The organism is Treponema rectale, assembly GCF_014202035.1.
In the GTDB taxonomy this organism is placed as follows: Bacteria; Spirochaetota; Spirochaetia; order Treponematales; family Treponemataceae; genus Treponema_D; species Treponema_D rectale.
Genome location: NZ_JACHFR010000002.1, coordinates 821,636 through 840,628, shown reverse-complemented (window position 1 = coordinate 840,628; position 18,993 = coordinate 821,636). Strand labels below are relative to the sequence as shown.

The window sequence follows — 18,993 nt, the reverse complement described above, 5'->3', positions numbered from 1 at the left end:
ATGCTGAGAGCGATTATAATATTCCTATTGAGAAATTTTTATCAGATTCCGAAAATATTAAATGATGAAACTTTTTCTTCTGAAAGCATTTTATTTTTTTACATTCGCAGCAGTTTTTTCTCAGACAATACCTTCTCCCTTTGAAGACGACCGGAAAGTTCAGCATAATCCCTGGGAACTAATAATCTACAGACCGGACAACACCGAAGGACTGAATGACGTAAGATGCTTTATAAAAATAGAAGACGCAGAAACTGGAGAAGATGTTACCCACACAAAAGTATCTGCAAAATATGAATGGGTTTCCATGACAGTCGTAAACACAGGAAAAAGAAAGCGCACGGATTTTGAAAGCCTGTTTGTTCCGGGAACAGTTTCCGTTTTATACGATTATGAAAAAAACTACTACTTGAGCGGAGGAATGGCAGCCCGCCTTCACCTGAAAAAAGGAAAATACAAAATTACCGTAACCACCCCTAAAGACAGTCACGGATTTTTCAAAACCTCAAACAAAGGGGAATGGACTTCAAATGAATTTTATTACGACACGGAAAACCCGCTGAAAGTAATCTTTGTCAGTCCCACTGCAAACAGAAACGGATTCTACAACGGAGGCTGGCACATCAGCGCAAAGGCTCCCCAATTCTACGAAGTAACAAAACCAAAAATTACCGAGTAATTAAAACTGCAGCCTGCTCAAGTTCTTCATCAGCAGGAATAAAATCATATTTTTCCCGAAGAACCATTGCTGCACTTTTCAAGTCATCAGAAGAATCAGCCAAGGCCTTTTTATAATCCCTGCAGAATTCTTCCGTATCATACGAACTTTCTGTAAACTTACTTTCTATGGAAGTTATAAGCCACCTGTCTTTTTTATAAGTAAGGGTAACCGTATCCGTATAATCTTCTACTTTTATTTCCGGTGACAGGGCGTTATTTACAAGATAGTACTTAACTGAATAAACCGCAGTATCTGAGTCATGAAGCTTCTGTCCGTTTTCTTCAAGAAGAGGTGATTTTTTTTCTTTTCTTGAAGGAGCATAAAAATACAGTTTTTCCGGATTTCCGTTAACATTGAAATTTGAAAGTCCGAAAATTCTGAAACTCATCTGATTGTAATTAAGCCACTTTGCAGGAGACTGGGATTCCCGGTTAACATCCATTCCTATCATCTGCTTTATGGAAGCATAGATATTGCTTATTACCTTATCCCGTTCCTTCATAGATTTACCATCTGAACAATGCTTAGTAATGTCAGAATCAAGAACATTTATACCTGTATAATAAGCCCGCACAACTTCCAGGGAAGTAAGACCGGCTGTACTTGGTTTTCTTATCCAGCTTGAATAATAAGAAATGCAGACTACGGCAAGAACTGCAAAAACAGCTGCTGCTGCAGTTACAGGCGTACGGTGTTTTCTTATCCAGCGCTTTTTATTTACAAGACTGTTCTTCTTTTCAATTGCCCGCTGACGCTGACGCTCAAATTCTTCTACAGAAACAGAAGCCTTCCGTTCAACAGAGTTAAGTTTTCCTGACTCAGGAATTGAACCGTCATTTTCAAGACCTGCTTCCATATAAAGAGTTTCAAGGGGGAACTGTTTAACGGCAAAAGATTTTAAGGCTTCTTTAGAAAGAGGATTCTGCAGAAGACCGTCATCTATAAAATCTGCAAGAGTCGTCTTTAATCCGTACACCTGATTTTTTATATGAATGAAATTCCTGTCCCTGAAATCTTCATCCTGTTTTTCATAAGTATTTTCTTCATAAGGAAAACGCCCCGTAAGAATTCTATAGCTCAATGCACACTGAGTATAACGGACTGCATTTTCTCCTTTAAGATTAGGATTAATATACAGTCCCTGATTCAACGTATATTCACCACTGCCCAGTACATTCAGAGCAGTTTTAAAAAAAAGCGACGGCACAAACAGGGCTCTGTTAAAATCACTGCTGAAAAATATTCCGCCGGCTCCCACAGCATCAAGCTTTACATTCTGAATCAAACTCTGCTCGTATAATTTTACAGTAAGTGCCAGTGCAAAAGTTTTCTCTGCTTCATCAGATTTTTCAATTATAGAAGCAAGTGTCTGTCCGTCAAATCCGGGGGCAGTCAGATATATAAAATCATTTTCTTCTTCAGTTTCAGAAAAAGAAAACGAAGAAAATTTCCAGACCCCGTTTTCTTTAGAACAAAGATAACCTTTTTCTTCCAGCCGTTCTGCAAATCTGGCACGGGCAAAAGCCTTTGAGTTCAGGCAGGTATTAAAATAAAACTTATCATTTCTAAAAAAAACAAGGGCATTCATTTTTATCTTCCTTCTGAATTATAAAGATACTTAAAGTAATCCATATCAGTTGAATAAGCCGAATCAAATTTTCCCATAGTCTTTTTATAAGATTCAAGGCTCTTCCAGAACTCATAGAAACGCTGGTCCTTTGAATAGGCTTCCGTGTAAATTGCAGCAGCCTCAGCGTCTGCCTTACCTTTAGTTTCTTCACTTATGCGGTATGCCTCAGACTCAATGGTGCGCTTTTCATTCTCAAGTTTACCAAGAAGTCTTGTTTTACGGGACTCTCCTATTGAACGGTAAGCCTGAGCAGCCTGATTACGCTCTTTAATCATTCTGTTATAAACGCTGTTTGTAAGTTCATCAGAATACTTAATCTGGCGGGGAACGATATCTATAAGTTCAATACCATATTCACCAACCATCTTACGTGCTTCTTCAGCCATTTCTTCACAGAGGGCTTTTCTTCCCTTTACAACATTTTCATTTTCATAATCAACATTCACAAGGGATTCAATTTCTGCGGAGTCTTCTCCCTCAACAACTGCAATCTCTGCCTGCTGATCAGAAGATTCATTTATGATATTGCTGGACCTTACAATTTCGCTGAGGCGGTTACGGGTAATAATCGTCCTTGTGGAAGAATCAATTACGTCACTGAGTTTTGCATATGCTGCATCAAGAGTTTTAAATGCAGCATAAAAAAGTTCAGGATCTTCAATTCTCCAGCGGCTTGTCGTATCAACAACAATAAACTGATTCTCTTTTGTAGGAATGCGGGCACTGTCTCCGTCAAGAGAAAGTATTCTTCTCGGATATTCAGTAACTGAATCAATAAACGGAGCCTTTACGTAAAGACCGGCTTTTGTTCTTGAACCTACAACTTCTCCAAAACGGGTAACTACAGCCTGAGTTCCTTCTTCCACAACATAAAAAGGTTCTGCAACGGCAAGAAGAATTATAAGGGCAGCAATTCCTGCAAGAACAGCATATATTTTATTCTCTTTTTTCATCTGTTACTCTCCTAAATTCTTAAAAGGCAGCACATTATCAAGATTCTTGTCTACAAGAACAGGATCCTTTGACGCATTAAAGATTTCTTCCATAGCTTCCAGGTACAGACGCTCCCGTGTAACGGAAGGGGCTTTTTTATATTCTTCATAAACGGCATTGAATCTTGCAACGTCACCCTTTGCACGGTTTACACGTTCTGCCGCATAACCGTCCGCAACCTGAACCTGACGGTCTGCCTCTCCCTTTGCCTTAGGAATTTCCGCATTATATTTTTCCTTACCTTCGTTAATAAAACGGTTCATATCCTGAATTGCTTTGTTTACGTCTTCAAATGCAGACTGAACTCCTGAAGGTGGAACAATATTCTGAAGCTTTACTGCAATTACATTGATTCCCATTCCAAGCTGATGGAACTGTTCATTCATCATGGTCATTGCAAGACTTTCTATATTGGAACGCTCGCTTCCCATAACGCTGAAAATAGCCCGGTCTCCCACAAGGGTATTTATGGCACTGCGGCTGATGTCACGGATTGTCTGTTCCTTTTCTTCAACTGTAAAAAGCCAGGCTACCGGATCCACAATCCTGTACTGAATGATCCATTCCACATCTACAATATTCAGGTCTCCCGTAAGCATAGTGGATTCAGAACTTATGTTATTCTGATAAGTGTTTACGACTCCGCTTTTTGTCGTCTTAAAACCAAACTGTTCAGTCTGAACAACTTTTGCCCCCGGAACTATGTATTTTTTTTCTATTCCGAAAGGAAGTTTATAATGAAGGCCCGGTCCAAGAGTGGTACGATAACTTCCAAACCTGGTAATTACGGCCTGCTCCGTCTGATCAACCATAAAAAAAGTTGACGCAGCAAGAGCAATCAAAAACACAACTGCAGCAATAATAAAGATAAACTTTGGAGTCTTTATCTTCTGCTGAAATCTCCGGCTGAGATTCCTCAGGTACATTTCATAATCCGTCATGTAAATCTCCCAATCTTTTTATTAAAATAACCTCATTATAAAAAATAACTAAAACCCTTACCGAAATGCAACCGAAATAAAACAAAAATACATCAAATATTGATGAATTTTCCCATTTCATATATAGTAGGGGCAGGCATTCTTCCGTAGTGTAATGGTAGCACACGAGCTTTTGGTGCTTTTAGTTCGGGTTCGAATCCTGACGGAAGAATACTTCTTTATCCGGATGCTGTTATGAAGAACGATGATAAGCGCAAAAAAAAGAACACCGGTGCCTCTCTTGCTGTTTGGATTATAATTTCCCTGTTCCTTCTTATAGTTTTTATTGTTTACGCTCCAAAAATTAAAAACAACATTAAAGATGCAAAAGAGAGTCTCGAAACGGCAGAAACAGACTTAATTCTTCCCCCGGAAGTTCTTGAAACAGACCCGGAACCTCAAAGCGTAAAAATAGACCTGCACGCCAGAGAAGCAGACTCAAAAAAAGAAGACGACACTCGCCCTGAAACTAAAGAACAGACAGAAAACACAGCTGCTGTTTCAGAAAATAAACCGGAACCAGAAAAGAATACGGTAAAAACTGATTCAGCAAAAACTGAACAGAAAACATCAGAAACTAAAACTGAGCAGAAAAAAACAGAATCCGCAAAAAATGTATCTGAAAATAAATCCACAGCAAAAGCTGCTTCAACCATTAAGACGCAGTTATGCTTCATGACAGTATCCAGCAACGGAAAAATTCTCCGCAAGCAGGTTTCCCGGCAGGTAAGCAAGGACAGTCCTTTAAGGGATGCAATAAACGCTCTTCTTGCAGGACCTACCGCTTCGGAAGCAGCAGAAGGCTGTCAGAGTTTTATTTCTTCCGGAACAAAACTTAAAGGCATAAGCATTTCAAACGGAGTTGCAATCCTTAACTTCAGCGAAGAATTCGAATTTAACCAGATCGGAATTGAAGGTATCCGCTGTCAGATTCAGCAGATTGTCTACACGGCAACAGCCTTTCCTACAGTAAAAAGCGTGCAGTTCCTTATTGAAGGAGAAAAACGCCAGTTCGTCAGCAGCGAAAGTTCCTGCTATATCGGAAGCCCGCTGAACAGAAACTCTTTCTGATTCAAAGTAAAGCCCATAAAAGGGGCTGTCCAAAAAGTTCGTTGCGCAGCGTCATTCCGAACTCGCTTCGGAATCTATGCACTATATTTATTGTAGATGCTGAATCAAGTTCAGCATGACAATACTATTATAAAAGACCAGATTTTCAGTTTTCCTTATAGGACTTAATTATCTTATCAAAATATTTCCGGTTTTTCTGATAAACATAATCGTACACCGTCAGATTTACAAAATGAATCGTGTTATCACTGTTAAGGGTTACTATTTCCATTGTCCTCAGGCGGTTCTGAACGGAAGGCTGATAATACACACAGGTGATATAAAGACTGTTACCCTTTTCTTCAACTTTTTTATGCTGCCATAAAGAATAACTCATGGAAGTACCTTCAAGAAGCCTGCGGCGTAAAAAATGAATGTAATCTTCAGGTACAGTACCTTCAGGAACTTCACCCTTTGATATTATCAGAAGACTGGATTCCTTCAACGTCCACAGATTTTCCATTGTCTTTGTCCAGCCTTCGTCGATTGTAATTTCATGGGAATCAAATTCAACTACAGTTTTCTTTGCTTTAGGAATATCTGCATCACGGACAGAATCTTCAGGAAGACCGGCTGCCCCTTTATAAAAAGCAAAGCTCTGATCATCAGAAGATGTCAGCAGCCCCGCAGTCTGAAGCCTGAAAACATATTTTCCGTTAACGGAATTCACTGATTCAATATTAAAAACCGGGACATAGGCACTGAAATTAAAAACTACATCGCCGCCAAACTGAGGAGCTTCAGCAGAATTTTTTACATCTGAAAAATCTTCTATAATTACACGCTTTCTCTGAGCGGTAAAATCATAAAAAAGATCCCTCAGATAATTTACCAGATCAGCATCACCAGCATCTGCACCACGGAAAGTTTCTCCTGTAAGTTCAAGGACAGGATTATCAGGATTTACACTTATGTAAAGAGTAATATCCTTTTCTTTTTCTGATTCAGTTGCAGGGGCATAATACCTTATTGCATAGGAAGCTTCACTGTAATACAAAAAACCTACAATGCTTTCCCTGTTAAAAGTTTTATCTTCATAAAAAACATATTCACCGCTGGTATCAGGTATGGGAGAAACAACCCCCGGCAGTGAAAAACCAAGAGTTCCGGCAGCAATCATAACTGCTGCAGTCAGGCACTTTTTTACATTCATCACAATCACAGCTCCTAAAAAAACAGCCGGACAGTTTTACAATACCATCCGGCTTCAGGTTTTATTTATCAGACAGCATTAAGTTCCGCAAGAGCACTGCGGACAATATCTGCAACTTTTGCTCCTGCTTCTGTAAGAGGAACAAGAGAAGCTTCTGCCTGGTTACGGATTTTTACTTCTACATTAGGAAGATTCTTATCTCCTACAGTAATACGTACCGGGAATCCCAAAAGATCCATGTCATTAAACTTTACGCCAGGACGTTCGTCACGATCATCAAGAAGAACTTCAATTCCGGCAGCAGTAAGTTCATCATAAAGCTTATCTGCCGCATCTTTCATTGCATCCTTATACTTAATAGGAACGATGGCAACCTGGAACGGAGCAACACTCATCGGCCACTGAATTCCCTTATCATCATGGAAGCTTTCGATAATGGAAGCAAGAACGCGGTCTACACCGATTCCATAGCAGCCCATTGTAGGAACGGCAGCTTTTCCATTTTCATCAAGATAAGTAACGCCCATGCTCTGAGTATATTTTTTACCAAGCTTGAAGATGTGACCAAGTTCATTTCCTTTTGTTGTATAATATTCACCGTCACAGCCTTCGCAGCAGCATTTATCACCTGATTTTACAGTACGTACGTCTGCGTTTTTCCATGCAGTAAAATCACGGCCAGGTTCAACATGCTTAATATGGAAGCCTTCTTTTCCGGCTCCGGCAAAAGCATCGTGCATGTCGTTTACGCTTAAATCCTGAACAATCGGACAGTTAAGCTTTACAGGACCAACAAAACCATGAGGTGCACCGCTCATTGCAACAACTTCTTCATCATCAGCAAGACATACTTCACTTGCTTTAAGAAGCCCTGCAAGTTTTGCTTCATTTACATCAAGGTCTCCGCGGATAAGTACGCATACATAACTTACAGGATAGAATTCAAAATCACCTTCCTTTACGCGCTTAAGCTTATCTGCACCTGCAGTTCCGGTAAGATCAAGAGAAGAATTTATTACGCGGTAAATGAGAGCCTTAACAAAACGCTTTGAAGTAGTTCCGAAGAATTTTTCCATATCTTCAATGCTGAATACATTCGGAGTAGCAACTTCTTCAAAAGGAAGGTCTGTTTTTGCCTGTGGCTTTCCGCTGTCATCAAGAGCAGGATCAGGTCTGCAGGATGCCTTTTCTACATTTGCAGCATAACCGCACTTAGGACAGAGAATAAGTGTATCGTCACCGACAGGACTTTCTACCATAAATTCTTCAGAGCCGCTTCCACCCATTGCTCCCGTATCAGCCTTTACGGGAATTACCTTAAGACCAAGACGCTTAAAGATTCTGTGATAGGCTTTTGCATATCCCTGATAGCTTTCATCCAGAGATTCATCATTTGCATTGAGAGTATAACCGTCCATCATGTTAAACTCGCGGCCGCGCATTACACCATAGCGAGGGCGGATTTCATCACGGTACTTTGTGTTAATCTGATACATGTTGATCGGAAGCTGCTTGTAAGAAGTAAGACCTGCACGGCAGATTGCTGTATAAGCTTCTTCTGCTGTAGGAGAAACAACCATATCCTGATCACCGCGGTTCTTTGCCTTAAGCATCTGAGGACCCATTGTTTCCCAGCGGCCGCTTTCTTTCCAGATTTCTCCAGGAACAATTACGGTCGGCTTAAATTCAAGGGCACCGCTTTTATTAAGTTCATCCTTTATAATACCTTCTACTTTACGATAGGCTTTAAGTCCAAGAGGCATATAAGTATAAAGTCCGTTACCAAGTTTACGAATCAAATCAGCTCTCATCATAAGCTGATGGCTTGCAATAATAGCTTCTGCAGGAGCTTCCCGCAGGGTTCTAAAAGGAATCTGTGAAGTTTTCATGTCATACATTTTAATGAAATGCAATTTTATTTACAATTAACCTCATTTACACAATTCCGTGAACACAATAAAATAAATCAGCGGAGAGAAAAATGCTTGCAAAAAGACTAGAAAATTTACATCCATATGTTCCAGGTGAACAGCCAAAAGACAGGGTTTATATAAAGCTTAATGCCAATGAAAATCCATATCCACCGAGCAGAAAAGTAACTGAAGCTGTAACAGAAGCTGTTGCATCTCATCCTGAAAAAATAGGACTCTACCCTGATCCGGATGCAAATGAACTTCGTTCTGCAATTGCACAGATGCTTAATGAATCCGGCGGAGTTCTTTCTAACAGCAGTGCCTCAATTCCTTTTAAAGTAACTCCTGACATGATTTTCTGCGGAAACGGAAGCGATGAAGTTTTAAGTTTTGTCTTTTACACTTTCTTTGATTCTGACAGACCGATAGTTCTTCCGGAACACACTTACAGTTTCTATCCGGTATACTGCGGTTACTATGACATTCCCATGGACAGAGTGCCTTTAAAATCTGACTGGCATCTTGATACAGAAAAAATGCTTGCCGATGCAAATGCAAATGACAGCTGTACAATATTTGCAAACCCGAACGCACCTACTGGAATAGCCCTCAGCCGGGATGAAGTTGCACAGATGATACGCAGGGCTCCAAAAGACAAGGCCTTTATCGTTGATGAAGCCTACTGTGACTTTGCAGAAGAAAGCTGCATTCCCCTTCTTGCTGAATTCAAGAACCTGGTTATAGTCAGAACGTTCTCAAAATCCTTAAGTTTTGCAGGACAAAGACTCGGATTTATAATTGCAAATCCTGAACTCATAAAAGCTGTATTTACTGTAAAGAATTCATTCAATCACTTTCCGGTGGATTTTTTAACACAGACTGCCGGAATCGCTTCCTGCAAAGACTGGGCATACTATGGAGAAAATGCAAGAAAAGTAAAGGCCGAGCGGGAATCAATGACAGCATTCCTCAGAGAAAGAGGCTGGTTTGTAATCGACTCTTCAACAAACTTCATATTTGCAAAAAAAGACGGACTTGAAGGAGAAAAAGTTTACCAGACCGTAAAAAAAGCAGGCATCCTCATCAGGCACTTTTCTACTCCCGGAATCGAGCAGTTCGTACGCATTTCAATCGGTACAAAAGAGCAGATGGATGCATTGAAAGAAGCAATGAAAGACTTATAGACAACAAATCCAAACAGACAGAGGTATAAGACAAATGAAATTTTTAGTAATCAGTGACCTTCACGGAAATCTTGATGTTCTTGATAAAATGGATGAACAGTTCAAAAATGCAGACGCTGTTCTTTTTGCCGGAGACTTTACAAAATTCGGCGCCCCTGAAACAGGAAAACCGGCTCTTGAAAAACTCTGTAAAAAACATGACGTAATTTTCAGCGTAATCGGAAACTGTGATGATCCTGAGTTTATCGGAGACATAGAAGCTGCTGACATCAGCGTACAGAAAACTCTCGTAAACCATGAAGGGCTGTGCTTTGCAGGAAGCGGAGGCGGAAGTAAGTTCACGGGAGAAACGGCAAACGAACGTACTGACGAAGAACTGCTTTCAGATTTTAACATTATCATTGAGCAGGGCCAGGCTGAATGGAACAACCTTATTGCAATAATGCACAATCCTCCAAAAGATACTGAATGCGATAAAGTTGCACCGGAGGTTCACGTCGGCTCTCCGTTACTCAGAAAATTTATCGATGATTACAAACCTCTTGCCGTCATTACAGGTCATATTCACGAAAGTGCCGGCATTACAAAAACAGAGAGCACAACCATAGTAAACCCTGGCGCCCTTACCGACGGAAAATATGCAGTTCTTGAAGTAGAAAAAAAAGAAGGCAGATGGTCTGTAACCAACTGCCAGCTGATGAGTTTATAATAGTATAAAAGCTCCTCCAAAGGGAATGTCCAAAAAGTATGAGTCATTGTCGTGCTCGACACCCTGTCATTGCCGCACTCGACACCCTGTCATTGCCGCACTCGACACCCTGTCATTGCCGCACTTGATGCGGCAATCTCATGCAGGGGGATTTTCGGATCAAGCCCGAAAATGACACTTTTTGACCGAAAATGACACTTTTTAAACTTATTAGTCATCCCCTTAAATAAGGAACCGGCTGCACAGAACACCCGTAAATGCAGTCCGGTTCCTTTTTTTATTGAGGGGGTAGTACAAACCCTCAAAACGGCGAAGTCAAGGCTTTAAGCGTTAGCGTGCCTTGACTCGACGTATTCATTAAAAAGAAAGCTGACGGCTTCTTGCAACCCTCAGGCCAAAATAATTATATGCTTCGTTAGGATCAAAGGAATAGCGGTCTCCGGCTCCAAGGAACATTGTGTATTCATTCCAGCTGCCGCCCCGCATAACCCGTTCAGAACCCAGTTCCGGACCATAATATTCAGAATATTCTTTTGATTCAGGATAATCTTCAAACCAGTCCCAGCAGAATTCAATCATATTTCCGCTCATGTCAAAAATACCGGCGTCATTTGCAATACCGCTTCCAGGCATTGGAGGAGCGTCTTTTGCAAAAGGAGTTCCACCTGTTCCTACAATATGACTTTCAGCAGCATTAAGGTATGACCATACTGCATCTTCATCTCCGCCGCTTACAAGACTTCCGTCTGCAAAACCGTCTTTTGTACGTCTGGCAGCATATTCCCACTCGCTTTCTGAAGGAAGCCTGTACCCGTCAGCATTCCATCTGCAGGAGCACAAATCTATGCTTGCAGTATCACCGGAATCCCTTAAAACAATCTCTTCATCATCTGATGCAGAAAAAACATAGCAGGGTACCAGACCTTCTTTTTCTGACAGCGCATTGCACCATACAACGGCATCATACCAGTTTATCATGGTTACCGGCTGATACATATTTGACTGTCCCGGGATTTTGCCCCTTAAACCTTCAGAACCTGCCTGTCCCGGATTCTGAAAAAAATATCCGTGATGTTCAGCCCAAATACGGACTTCATACCAGAATTTATAAGTAATCTCAGTTTTACTTATCATGAAGGGCTCAACATGACGCTTTGCCGTATAAGTCTGACTGCCTTCACCGATTATGTAATCTCCGCCGCTCAAAGAAACAAACTGTCCGTCCTGAAAGCCGGTTTCTGCAAAAACAGAAAAACAGCTTAAGGCAAGTAAAACAAAAATGCACTTTTTCATCTATTTTTCTCCGCAAGCCTGTCCTGCTTTTTTATAATACGGCGCTGCTTTCTGTTTGCACGCCGCTGCTTCATGGAAACCTTTCGGGCTTTTTCTTCAAAAGAATTTATACGCCGCTTCATAAAGAAGAACCAGCCCCAGATAGATGTAAGAACAGAAATTCCAAATACTGCAATGGCTCCCGTCCACTTAAAGCCGGTACCGTCTCCCCATGGCAGAGGAACGTTTGAACCGAAAAAGCTTGTAACAAGAGTCGGAAGCATCAAAACAAGATTCCATGCCGTCATAGTCTTCATGACAATATTAAGGTTATTGCTTAAAACCGTAGCAAAAGAATCATTCATCGTAGACATAATGTTCGTATAGGTGTCAGCCATTTCCATAGCCTGACGGTTATCAATTTCAACGTCATCAAGCCAGTCCTGGTCTTCTTCGTCAAGTTTAAGAATCTTTGTCTTACGCATTTTTTCAAGAAGCATCTGATTTGTCTTAAGTGAAGTTGTAAAATAAACCAGTGACTTCTGAATGTTAAGAAGCTGAATCAGTTCCCTGTTCTGTACAGAGCGGAGCATTTCCTGCTGAATGGTTGTAGCCCTGCGGTTCAATTCCTTAAGGTAACGGAGGAACATCAAGTCTGCCCGGGCCATAAACCTGATTGTAAAAGCCGGGAAGTCATTTAACGAAAGATCCTTTATTCGGTTTGCAGCAAAATCCTTAAGAACTTCACAGTTAGTCCAGCATATAGTTATAAAAAACTGACCTGTCGTAATAATACCCAGAGGAGCTGTAAAATAACTTACATCATCACTGGGATTAAAAACAGGAAGCTTGATGATGGTAAGGTTATAATTATAATCCTCATTTTTCTCTACACGGGAAAGTTCATCCGGGTCAAGAATATCCAGCATGTTTTCCGGATCAATATTGAACTTTTCTTCAAGAAGTTTTATTTCGTCCCTGGTAACGGAACGTGCATCAACCCATGTTTTTTCTTCTTTATTTAATTCTTCCTCGTCTTTCTGAACGAGTTTTCCATTTTCCTGCTGCCAGAATGTAATCATAGGCACCCCTCAATATCATGCCGGAAGATTCTTAATAAGCTTAACCATATAAAGCTCAATGTAATGCTTAAGAGCCGGGTGATTTTTTATCTGCATCATGCTTGGCGAACTCACAAGAGAATCTGCCAGACTCTTAATTCTGTCGTATGTAAACGCCTCCGTCCTGAGGGAACGCAATGTCTTACGCATATAGTCACGGATAAGGTTATTTACGTCTTCTGTAAGATTATCATGGTTACGCTTACCTATACGGTCATTCCATTCACTTATGTAGCTTTCAAGTTCACGGTCCAGAGTACTCTCCGGCGGAACTATAAGCTTCTCAACCTCACCGGCCGCTTTTCTAAGTTCCCTTTTACGGGATTTCTTTGGATCAAAACTATCAGCAGTATCCAGTTTACGAACCTTTTCCTGTTCTACTGAACGTTCTTCATCCGTAAGCGTACGGGTCGCAGTTTTTACAGGCGGTTTCTTTACAGGTTTCTTAGCCTTCGGTTTCTTAAGAAGAATACTCATCAGCCATGAAATAACAGGAAGTCCATACCAGAAAGGAAGCTTTATCTTAGCATCAGAATAAATTTCCGCACGGCTGAGCATAAGCATCTCGCTGTAAGGAACAAGCATTCCGTCACGGAACAAAGCTACCCTGCCTGGCGTATGATCATCAAAAGCAATAACAGAAAGGAAGTTAGAACCTAAAAGTCCGTAAAGAATCGGTTCACAGCTGCTTAATTCCCTTTCGAGACAGCGCTCAAAGGCAGCAGACTCTTTCATTTCAGGAAGAGTTTCAAAATCCAGAAGAACTTTATACCACTGTTTTACAAGACTTTCCCTGATAAGAACCCTTGCATCATTCGTAAGCCTGATGATGAGAGGCATTACTTTATCCTTGCAGATAAAATATCCCTCTTCTTCTGAAACCTTGAAGATAAGAAGATCTGGAAGTTCATTAGGCTGAGACTCAGTTGTAAGAAAATCAAGATGAGCTTTAAGTTCATCCTCTTTGTACTGACCAAGGAGAAGCACGCCGGAAGGATCCTTCATTTTCAAGATATCCGACATGGAATGATAATACGGCGGATTTTTAAGAAGCCTGTCCAGAACTTCAAAAGCCTCATTTTTTACCTGACGCTCAGAAGCTTTGGATTTGTAATAGGATGTAGCTATTTCTGCAATGGCAACCGCCTGAAGAATGTTAGTATCTTCGGGAGTTAAATCCTTAAGTTTTGTATAATCCTGCTTAATAAAGAAGAAAAGCTGGCTCCAGTAATAAAAAGTTTCTCCGGTATCTTTTATAACATCAAGGGCAGCTTCCGGTTTTGCAACAAACTGAGCAAAGAAACTCTTTATGGAAAGTTCTTTTCCCGGATTAGAAATGGAAAGCTTTTTCAAAAAATAATCGTGAGATTCACCTTTTGCAAGAAGATGCTGAAGCTTGCCTAAAGCAGTGCTTACTAAAACTGAAACAGGTATGTTCGACGGAAAAAGAATCGAAGGCACGCCTTTATCAAACACAAGGGAATAAAGAACCTTATCGTTCAGTTCCTGCTTTTCAAAAAACTGATAGATGGTATCAAGCGCCGTTACCTGAGTTAAAATGGAAGTAGGACAGTTTTTTGGAAGATCTGAATAAATCGGATAAGGAACAGTTATAGTAGATTCTACGGAACGATAAATAGCAGCATAATGTTCAACAAGATACGGGAGAACAAGAATATGATCCTTATTGTGAACGGACGTAATTACAATCTGTTTTTTACCTATCAGCTGGTGAAGTTCTTCATCCAGGGTCTCAAGATAGGACGAACCGCAATATACAACTAAATCAGAATTTTCCGACATATGATGCTGTGCATAACGATGCAGGTAATCCGCAAACTCGTTATATTCAACAAAAGGAGATTTCTGCTTGGATGTATAATACTTTAATAATGTTAGAATATTTGCAGTCGTAGCCATAAAGGACATTATACATAAAAATCCCCATGGTGACTAGGTTTAATAGACCTTGTAAAATTTTCTGTGTAAATGGCTGACAAATATGATACTCTTAAGGAGGAGTACAATGTTGGCTAAAACAAAAGAAAAAGATATCATCGACCAGTTGCTGGATCAGATTGACTTCCATGGGATGACAGCAGAAGAATTAGCAGGAGAAAACGGTTTGCTCAAGAAACTGACAAGCCGTTTTTATTCAAAGGCTCTGGATGCCGAAATGGACGAGCATTTGGGCTATAAGAAAAATGACAATGCCGGTGACAATTCCGGCAACAGCCGAAACGGATACACAACAAAAACTGTCATAACCGATGATAATGACACAATAGAAGTACGGGTTCCCTGTGACACAGATTGCGAACTGGTGCAGCAATCTGCAGTACCTTTGAACCTGTAATAATTCCAAAACATGAAAAACGCACGCCACTTTTCAACGACCAGATTATTTCGATGTATTCTTTCGGAATGAGTACCCGTGACATTCAGCGCCATCTGCAGCAGTTTTACGGAGTAGAAGTTTCTCTAGAAACAATCTCAAATATCACTGAATCAGTCATGGCCGATGTCCGTGAATGGCAGAACAGACCGCTAGAAAAATCCTATCCGATTCTTTTTCTGGACGCCTTACGCGTAAATTCAAGGCAGGACGGTAAGAATATCAACAAAGCTCTTTATGTAGCCCTGGCAATCAACTGGGAAGGCAGAAAAGAAGTTTTGGGGCTCTGGCTCGCTGACACGGAAGGTGCAAAATTCTGGATGAGTGTGCTTACAGACATCAAGAACCGCGGCGTTGAAGATATTCTCATTGCCTGCATGGACGGACTTACTGGATTTCCTGATGCTGTAAAAGCAGTTTTCTCAGACACTCATATCCAGCACTGTATTATTCACATGATACGTAATTCTACAAAGTTTGTTTCTTACAAAGACCTTAAGGCTGTCTGCCGGGATTTGAAAGAAGTCTATTCTGCAATTAATGCTGAAAGCGGTCATGAAGCTCTGGAAGAATTCGGCAAAAAGTGGAATGACAAATATCCGATGATTCAGGCTTCCTGGGAACGAAACTGGAATGACTTGATGGAGTTCTTTAATTATCCTAAAGATATCAGACGTGCTATTTACACAACCAACGCAATCGAATCCCTGAACTTTTCCCTGCGAAAAGTTACTAGAAACAAATCAAGTTTCCCTGATGATGATTCGATATACAAGGTAATGTATCTGGCAATTAAAAATGCCAGTACCCGCTGGACTATGTCCATTAAAGACTGGGGGCTGGCAGTTAATCAGTTTGCAATATTGTTTGACGGGCGTGTTCCCGGCTTTAATTAAACCATGCCATTTACACAGAATTTATAACAGGGTCTTTTATAGGTTCAGCGGTTCCTGCAATTACTCCTGAGGATTTCTTGAAACTAGTACATAAACGAGATTAATCAGATTCTATTCGTCTCTATACCTTGAAGCCAATTGTTTCAATGTTTCTATTTTGTTTACTTCTTATATTTATTTTTGACACAATGCTAAACAAGCAAACATACTACTGTATCTGTTATAAGTATCAAACTCATTTTCTTCACTGTAATTCTTGTCTAATTGTGCGACTTTTATTAACTTACGCTTCCAGTTCTTTGATAGTATTGAAATTGAATTTCTTCTTATTAAAAATCCTAGAAATGGAATTCCGTTTACACACTTATTTATCACGGGCTGCTTGAATGTAAGCTGCAATTCCGTTGGTACATAATTATTAAGAGTTCTATATGTCTCCAGTAATTTGCTTTTTGAATTATCAAAAATTATTACATCATCCATATATCGCACATAACCTTGAGGTTTTAGCTTTTCTAGTACCAGATGGTCCATAGATGACAAATAAAAGTTTGCAAAGAACTGACTTGTCAGATTTCCAATAGGTAGCTGTTTATCACCTTCCCCATAAGAATCAATTATTGAAAACAAAAGTCTTAAACATTTCTCATCTTTTATGATTCGATTAAGTTTTGTCTTCAAAACATCATGATCAACGTTATCAAAATATTTTCTTATATCCAGCTTTAGAAAATATTCACATTGTCTTGCCTGCTTTAATGTATATTCAACTGCCTTATGAGTTCCCTTGCCCTTTCTGCAGGCATAAGTATGAAAAACAAATTGCTTTTCAAAGACATTTTCAAAAATATTCATTATTGCATGATGAACAATTCTGTCTTCAAAACTGGCTGCTGTTATAAGTCGTTCTTTTGGATCGTAAATCTTAAATTGTCTGTAATTTCCAATTACGTATGTTTCTGATTCTAATGCAGATTTTATTGTATGCAGATTTTCATCGGCCTTTGCATCAAAAACAATTGCAGCTGGAGTAAACCTTTTTCCTTTTAAGGCTTTGAGATATGCAGACTTTAAGTTTTCCAAGTCTGTTATCTGTTCGAATAAGTTATCTGCTCGTTTCAAAAGTCAACATTAAGAAGTTACAGAGTCTGAACCATAAATATACAACCTTCATCATACTTTGGTTTTACATGATGTTGTATAAATTTTTCTTGCTTAGGAGGTAATCTCACAAAACCTAATTTTTTATAATGATTTATTAATTTTTCTTCAGGAAGAGCATATATGTAAAGAGAACTTATCCCTATATATTTTGCAAGACAACGAGCAATCGGAAGTATAAAATACTTAAATGTATAAGCACCAATTCCCTTTACTTCTGGATGATTAGTTCTATAAGCTTCGTTTACTGCAAAATTTGAAAGTTCTATCGCAGGTATAGAATCAAACGCTTCTTTATAAACCTGCATAGTTATTAGACCTGTTCGAAGCGAAAAATAGCAAGCTACTTCTCCTGTTGTTTTATCTTTTACAAGATACGTCCTGCAAAAATTATTTTCCTCATCTTTTAAAGCTGTGTTCTTCAAGTAATTCTCTAGCCCATCAGCAGCATTACCAACTTTAAATTCGGAAATCAGTTTTTCATTTTCTGGAGAGTCATTTAAATGTTCTAGTGAAAATATTTGTGTATCTAAAACAGAAAACTCTATTATCATCTGTGGACAGCCTCTAATATTTTCTGACGGTCTTTTTTCTGTTCTTCAACAATCCATTTTTCAAATTCTTTTGCTTCTTTATCAAGTTCTGTAAAATCAGGTTTTGGCAAATGTAAAATAAAAGACAGAGGATTGTCGCCATTATAAACATTTTCATAATATTCTTTTGATGGTGTTCTCATAATATTCCTCCTTCTCTTTATTACTAAATACAATATAGCATCTTTTTGATGATTTTTGTAGAAAATAATTTAAATTTTATAAAAAAACAATGCTTAAAAACTACAAATATAATAGCTTTTAAGCATCGCTGACAATTTGTATAAATTGCCCACTATGTTGAACGTTCACGTACATTTTTTACCGTTACCAGCACAACATAGCCTAAGTAATTTTTTGTAGATCCTTAATTAACTAAGAACCTACAGGAATAAACCGGTTCTGCAAAATTGACGAATCACGTTTATTACAGAGCTGTAAGAAGCGGAACAAACAATGCGGAAACCAAGGTTGTTGTTCTGGTTGTTAGCGTTGTTGTTGTTCCTGTTGTCCACCTTGCAGTTGTTGTCGTTGTTGTTATAGCTGCCACCACGGTTATAGCGGTTGTTGCTGTTGTTCGGGTTAACATCCCAACACCACAAGTTCTTCTAAAGGCTTATCCCAAAGATACAAAGTATCTTAAAATATATCCAGCTGAGAATCAGCGGAATTTTCAGTTTCATTCGTTATATTCTTTGGCGCTTCTGCAGTAGAAACCAAAGCTTTTTCAATTGCTTTTATGAAGATTTCACCCCATTGTTTGTACTTTTGCTCATTAACACCTTTTATCTTAAGAAAATCTTCTTTTGTTTTTGGTGGATTCTGAGCCATCAAAGCCAGCTGTTCATTACTTAAAATTCCATATAGCGGAATTTTAGTCTTATCACCAATTTCCTTTCTTGTTTTCCGTAAGAAATCATAAACAGCAAACTGACTTGGATTCAGTACATCCCGCCAGTCTACTTTTGAACTCATTGTATATGCCGATTTACCACCTTCAATGTCCGTATATTCCACAAGAAAAACCCAGCCAGTTCCACGTTCACCGTCTATTAGCCGTTTTTCAACGTTAATTATTCTGTGAGACTTTAAGAAATTGTTCAGCTCTGCACTGGCACTTGGTTCTGAGAAAGGACTAATAAAGAAGGTCATGAATTGGGTT

The 18,993-nt window shown here is 39.5% G+C and carries 17 protein-coding genes, 1 tRNA gene and 1 pseudogene; 6 read left to right on the top strand and 13 right to left on the bottom strand.

Translation table 11 applies throughout. The annotated features are described in order from the left end of the window. Window positions 1–64 precede the first annotated feature (64 nt). The gene (locus tag HNP77_RS08105) at window positions 65–679 is read left to right on the top strand and encodes a hypothetical protein (RefSeq protein WP_184652662.1); all 615 of its coding nucleotides are present in this window, start codon (window positions 65–67) and stop codon (window positions 677–679) included. On the opposite strand, the gene HNP77_RS08100 is transcribed toward HNP77_RS08105, so the two are convergent. The 3 genes from HNP77_RS08100 to hflK are packed head-to-tail and all read right to left on the bottom strand — an operon-like array spanning window position 669 to window position 4,285. Then, on the bottom strand, window positions 669–2,309 hold the full coding sequence (locus HNP77_RS08100) for a hypothetical protein (protein ID WP_184652661.1): 1,641 nt from the start codon (window positions 2,307–2,309) through the stop codon (window positions 669–671). The genes HNP77_RS08105 and HNP77_RS08100 overlap by 11 nt on opposite strands. A gap of 2 nt (window positions 2,310–2,311) precedes the next feature. After that, window positions 2,312–3,304, bottom strand: a complete 993-nt coding sequence (gene hflC / locus HNP77_RS08095; protein ID WP_184652660.1) for a protease modulator HflC — start codon at window positions 3,302–3,304, stop codon at window positions 2,312–2,314. A gap of 3 nt (window positions 3,305–3,307) precedes the next feature. Then, window positions 3,308–4,285 carry an FtsH protease activity modulator HflK gene (gene hflK / locus HNP77_RS08090; protein ID WP_184652659.1) on the bottom strand — a complete coding sequence of 326 codons (978 nt, stop codon included), beginning with the start codon at window positions 4,283–4,285 and terminating at the stop codon, window positions 3,308–3,310. Between the two features lie 140 nt (window positions 4,286–4,425). Between hflK and HNP77_RS08085 the strand changes: the two genes are divergently transcribed. Next, window positions 4,426–4,496, top strand: a tRNA-Gln gene (locus HNP77_RS08085). 23 nt (window positions 4,497–4,519) lie between these two features. After that, window positions 4,520–5,395: a GerMN domain-containing protein gene (locus HNP77_RS08080; RefSeq protein ID WP_184652658.1), complete on the top strand. Its 876-nt coding sequence runs from the start codon at window positions 4,520–4,522 to the stop codon at window positions 5,393–5,395. 145 nt (window positions 5,396–5,540) lie between these two features. Here the strand turns inward: HNP77_RS08080 and HNP77_RS08075 are convergent, their stop codons facing one another. Together HNP77_RS08075 and HNP77_RS08070 are read right to left on the bottom strand one after the other, a co-directional pair. Further along, the gene (locus HNP77_RS08075) at window positions 5,541–6,587 is read right to left on the bottom strand and encodes a DUF7954 domain-containing protein (RefSeq protein WP_184652657.1); all 1,047 of its coding nucleotides are present in this window, start codon (window positions 6,585–6,587) and stop codon (window positions 5,541–5,543) included. 68 nt (window positions 6,588–6,655) lie between these two features. Then, on the bottom strand, window positions 6,656–8,476 hold the full coding sequence (locus HNP77_RS08070) for a proline--tRNA ligase (protein WP_184652656.1): 1,821 nt from the start codon (window positions 8,474–8,476) through the stop codon (window positions 6,656–6,658). 92 nt (window positions 8,477–8,568) lie between these two features. On the opposite strand from HNP77_RS08070, the gene hisC reads away from it, so the two are divergent. Next, window positions 8,569–9,684: a histidinol-phosphate transaminase gene (gene hisC / locus HNP77_RS08065; protein ID WP_184652655.1), complete on the top strand. Its 1,116-nt coding sequence runs from the start codon at window positions 8,569–8,571 to the stop codon at window positions 9,682–9,684. 34 nt (window positions 9,685–9,718) lie between these two features. After that, on the top strand, window positions 9,719–10,393 hold the full coding sequence (locus tag HNP77_RS08060; protein WP_184652654.1) for a metallophosphoesterase family protein: 675 nt from the start codon (window positions 9,719–9,721) through the stop codon (window positions 10,391–10,393). Window positions 10,394–10,750: 357 nt separating this feature from the next. On the opposite strand, the gene HNP77_RS08055 is transcribed toward HNP77_RS08060, so the two are convergent. From HNP77_RS08055 to HNP77_RS08045, 3 genes are read right to left on the bottom strand one after another with little or no spacing between them, the layout of a single operon-like run. Beyond that, window positions 10,751–11,686 (bottom strand): formylglycine-generating enzyme family protein, encoded by a 936-nt coding sequence (locus tag HNP77_RS08055; protein ID WP_184652653.1) that lies wholly within the window; start codon window positions 11,684–11,686, stop codon window positions 10,751–10,753. After that, window positions 11,683–12,747 (bottom strand): magnesium transporter CorA family protein, encoded by a 1,065-nt coding sequence (locus HNP77_RS08050; RefSeq protein WP_184652652.1) that lies wholly within the window; start codon window positions 12,745–12,747, stop codon window positions 11,683–11,685. Before HNP77_RS08050 ends, HNP77_RS08055 begins: the two co-directional genes overlap by 4 nt. A gap of 15 nt (window positions 12,748–12,762) precedes the next feature. Beyond that, a complete protein-coding gene (locus tag HNP77_RS08045; protein ID WP_184652651.1) occupies window positions 12,763–14,706 on the bottom strand; it encodes a hypothetical protein in 1,944 nt (647 codons plus the stop codon). 106 nt (window positions 14,707–14,812) lie between these two features. On the opposite strand from HNP77_RS08045, the pseudogene HNP77_RS08040 reads away from it, so the two are divergent. Continuing rightward, a pseudogene (locus HNP77_RS08040) lies at window positions 14,813–16,077 on the top strand (IS256 family transposase). Window positions 16,078–16,251: 174 nt separating this feature from the next. Here HNP77_RS08040 and HNP77_RS08035 read toward each other — a convergent pair. The 5 genes from HNP77_RS08035 to HNP77_RS08020 all read right to left on the bottom strand — a co-directional run bounded on the left by HNP77_RS08035 (window position 16,252) and on the right by HNP77_RS08020 (window position 18,983). After that, a complete protein-coding gene (locus HNP77_RS08035) occupies window positions 16,252–17,199 on the bottom strand; it encodes a reverse transcriptase/maturase family protein (protein ID WP_184652650.1) in 948 nt (315 codons plus the stop codon). Window positions 17,200–17,216: 17 nt separating this feature from the next. After that, window positions 17,217–17,792, bottom strand: coding sequence for a hypothetical protein (locus HNP77_RS08030; protein WP_184652649.1), 576 nt, complete (start codon window positions 17,790–17,792; stop codon window positions 17,217–17,219). Then, window positions 17,789–17,974, bottom strand: a complete 186-nt coding sequence (locus tag HNP77_RS08025; protein ID WP_184652648.1) for a hypothetical protein — start codon at window positions 17,972–17,974, stop codon at window positions 17,789–17,791. The genes HNP77_RS08030 and HNP77_RS08025 overlap by 4 nt, the downstream gene beginning before the upstream one ends. Window positions 17,975–18,258: 284 nt before the next feature. Further along, window positions 18,259–18,381, bottom strand: coding sequence for a hypothetical protein (locus HNP77_RS12445; protein WP_281393464.1), 123 nt, complete (start codon window positions 18,379–18,381; stop codon window positions 18,259–18,261). An 89-nt stretch (window positions 18,382–18,470) separates the two neighbouring features. Beyond that, window positions 18,471–18,983, bottom strand: coding sequence for an HRDC domain-containing protein (locus HNP77_RS08020; protein WP_184652647.1), 513 nt, complete (start codon window positions 18,981–18,983; stop codon window positions 18,471–18,473). Window positions 18,984–18,993 lie beyond the last annotated feature (10 nt).

Bases quoted from the DNA above. Each gene is read 5' to 3' on its own strand.
- HNP77_RS08105 (WP_184652662.1), top strand. From the start codon at position 65: ATGAAACTTTTTCTTCTGAAAGCATTTTATTTTTTTACATTCGCAGCA.
- HNP77_RS08100 (WP_184652661.1), bottom strand. From the start codon at position 2,309: ATGAATGCCCTTGTTTTTTTTAGAAATGATAAGTTTTATTTTAATACC.
- hflC (WP_184652660.1), bottom strand. From the start codon at position 3,304: ATGAAAAAAGAGAATAAAATATATGCTGTTCTTGCAGGAATTGCTGCC.
- hflK (WP_184652659.1), bottom strand. From the start codon at position 4,285: ATGACGGATTATGAAATGTACCTGAGGAATCTCAGCCGGAGATTTCAG.
- HNP77_RS08080 (WP_184652658.1), top strand. From the start codon at position 4,520: ATGAAGAACGATGATAAGCGCAAAAAAAAGAACACCGGTGCCTCTCTT.
- HNP77_RS08075 (WP_184652657.1), bottom strand. From the start codon at position 6,587: ATGAATGTAAAAAAGTGCCTGACTGCAGCAGTTATGATTGCTGCCGGA.
- HNP77_RS08070 (WP_184652656.1), bottom strand. From the start codon at position 8,476: ATGAAAACTTCACAGATTCCTTTTAGAACCCTGCGGGAAGCTCCTGCA.
- hisC (WP_184652655.1), top strand. From the start codon at position 8,569: ATGCTTGCAAAAAGACTAGAAAATTTACATCCATATGTTCCAGGTGAA.
- HNP77_RS08060 (WP_184652654.1), top strand. From the start codon at position 9,719: ATGAAATTTTTAGTAATCAGTGACCTTCACGGAAATCTTGATGTTCTT.
- HNP77_RS08055 (WP_184652653.1), bottom strand. From the start codon at position 11,686: ATGAAAAAGTGCATTTTTGTTTTACTTGCCTTAAGCTGTTTTTCTGTT.
- HNP77_RS08050 (WP_184652652.1), bottom strand. From the start codon at position 12,747: ATGATTACATTCTGGCAGCAGGAAAATGGAAAACTCGTTCAGAAAGAC.
- HNP77_RS08045 (WP_184652651.1), bottom strand. From the start codon at position 14,706: ATGGCTACGACTGCAAATATTCTAACATTATTAAAGTATTATACATCC.
- HNP77_RS08030 (WP_184652649.1), bottom strand. From the start codon at position 17,792: ATGATAATAGAGTTTTCTGTTTTAGATACACAAATATTTTCACTAGAA.
- HNP77_RS08025 (WP_184652648.1), bottom strand. From the start codon at position 17,974: ATGAGAACACCATCAAAAGAATATTATGAAAATGTTTATAATGGCGAC.
- HNP77_RS08020 (WP_184652647.1), bottom strand. From the start codon at position 18,983: ATGACCTTCTTTATTAGTCCTTTCTCAGAACCAAGTGCCAGTGCAGAG.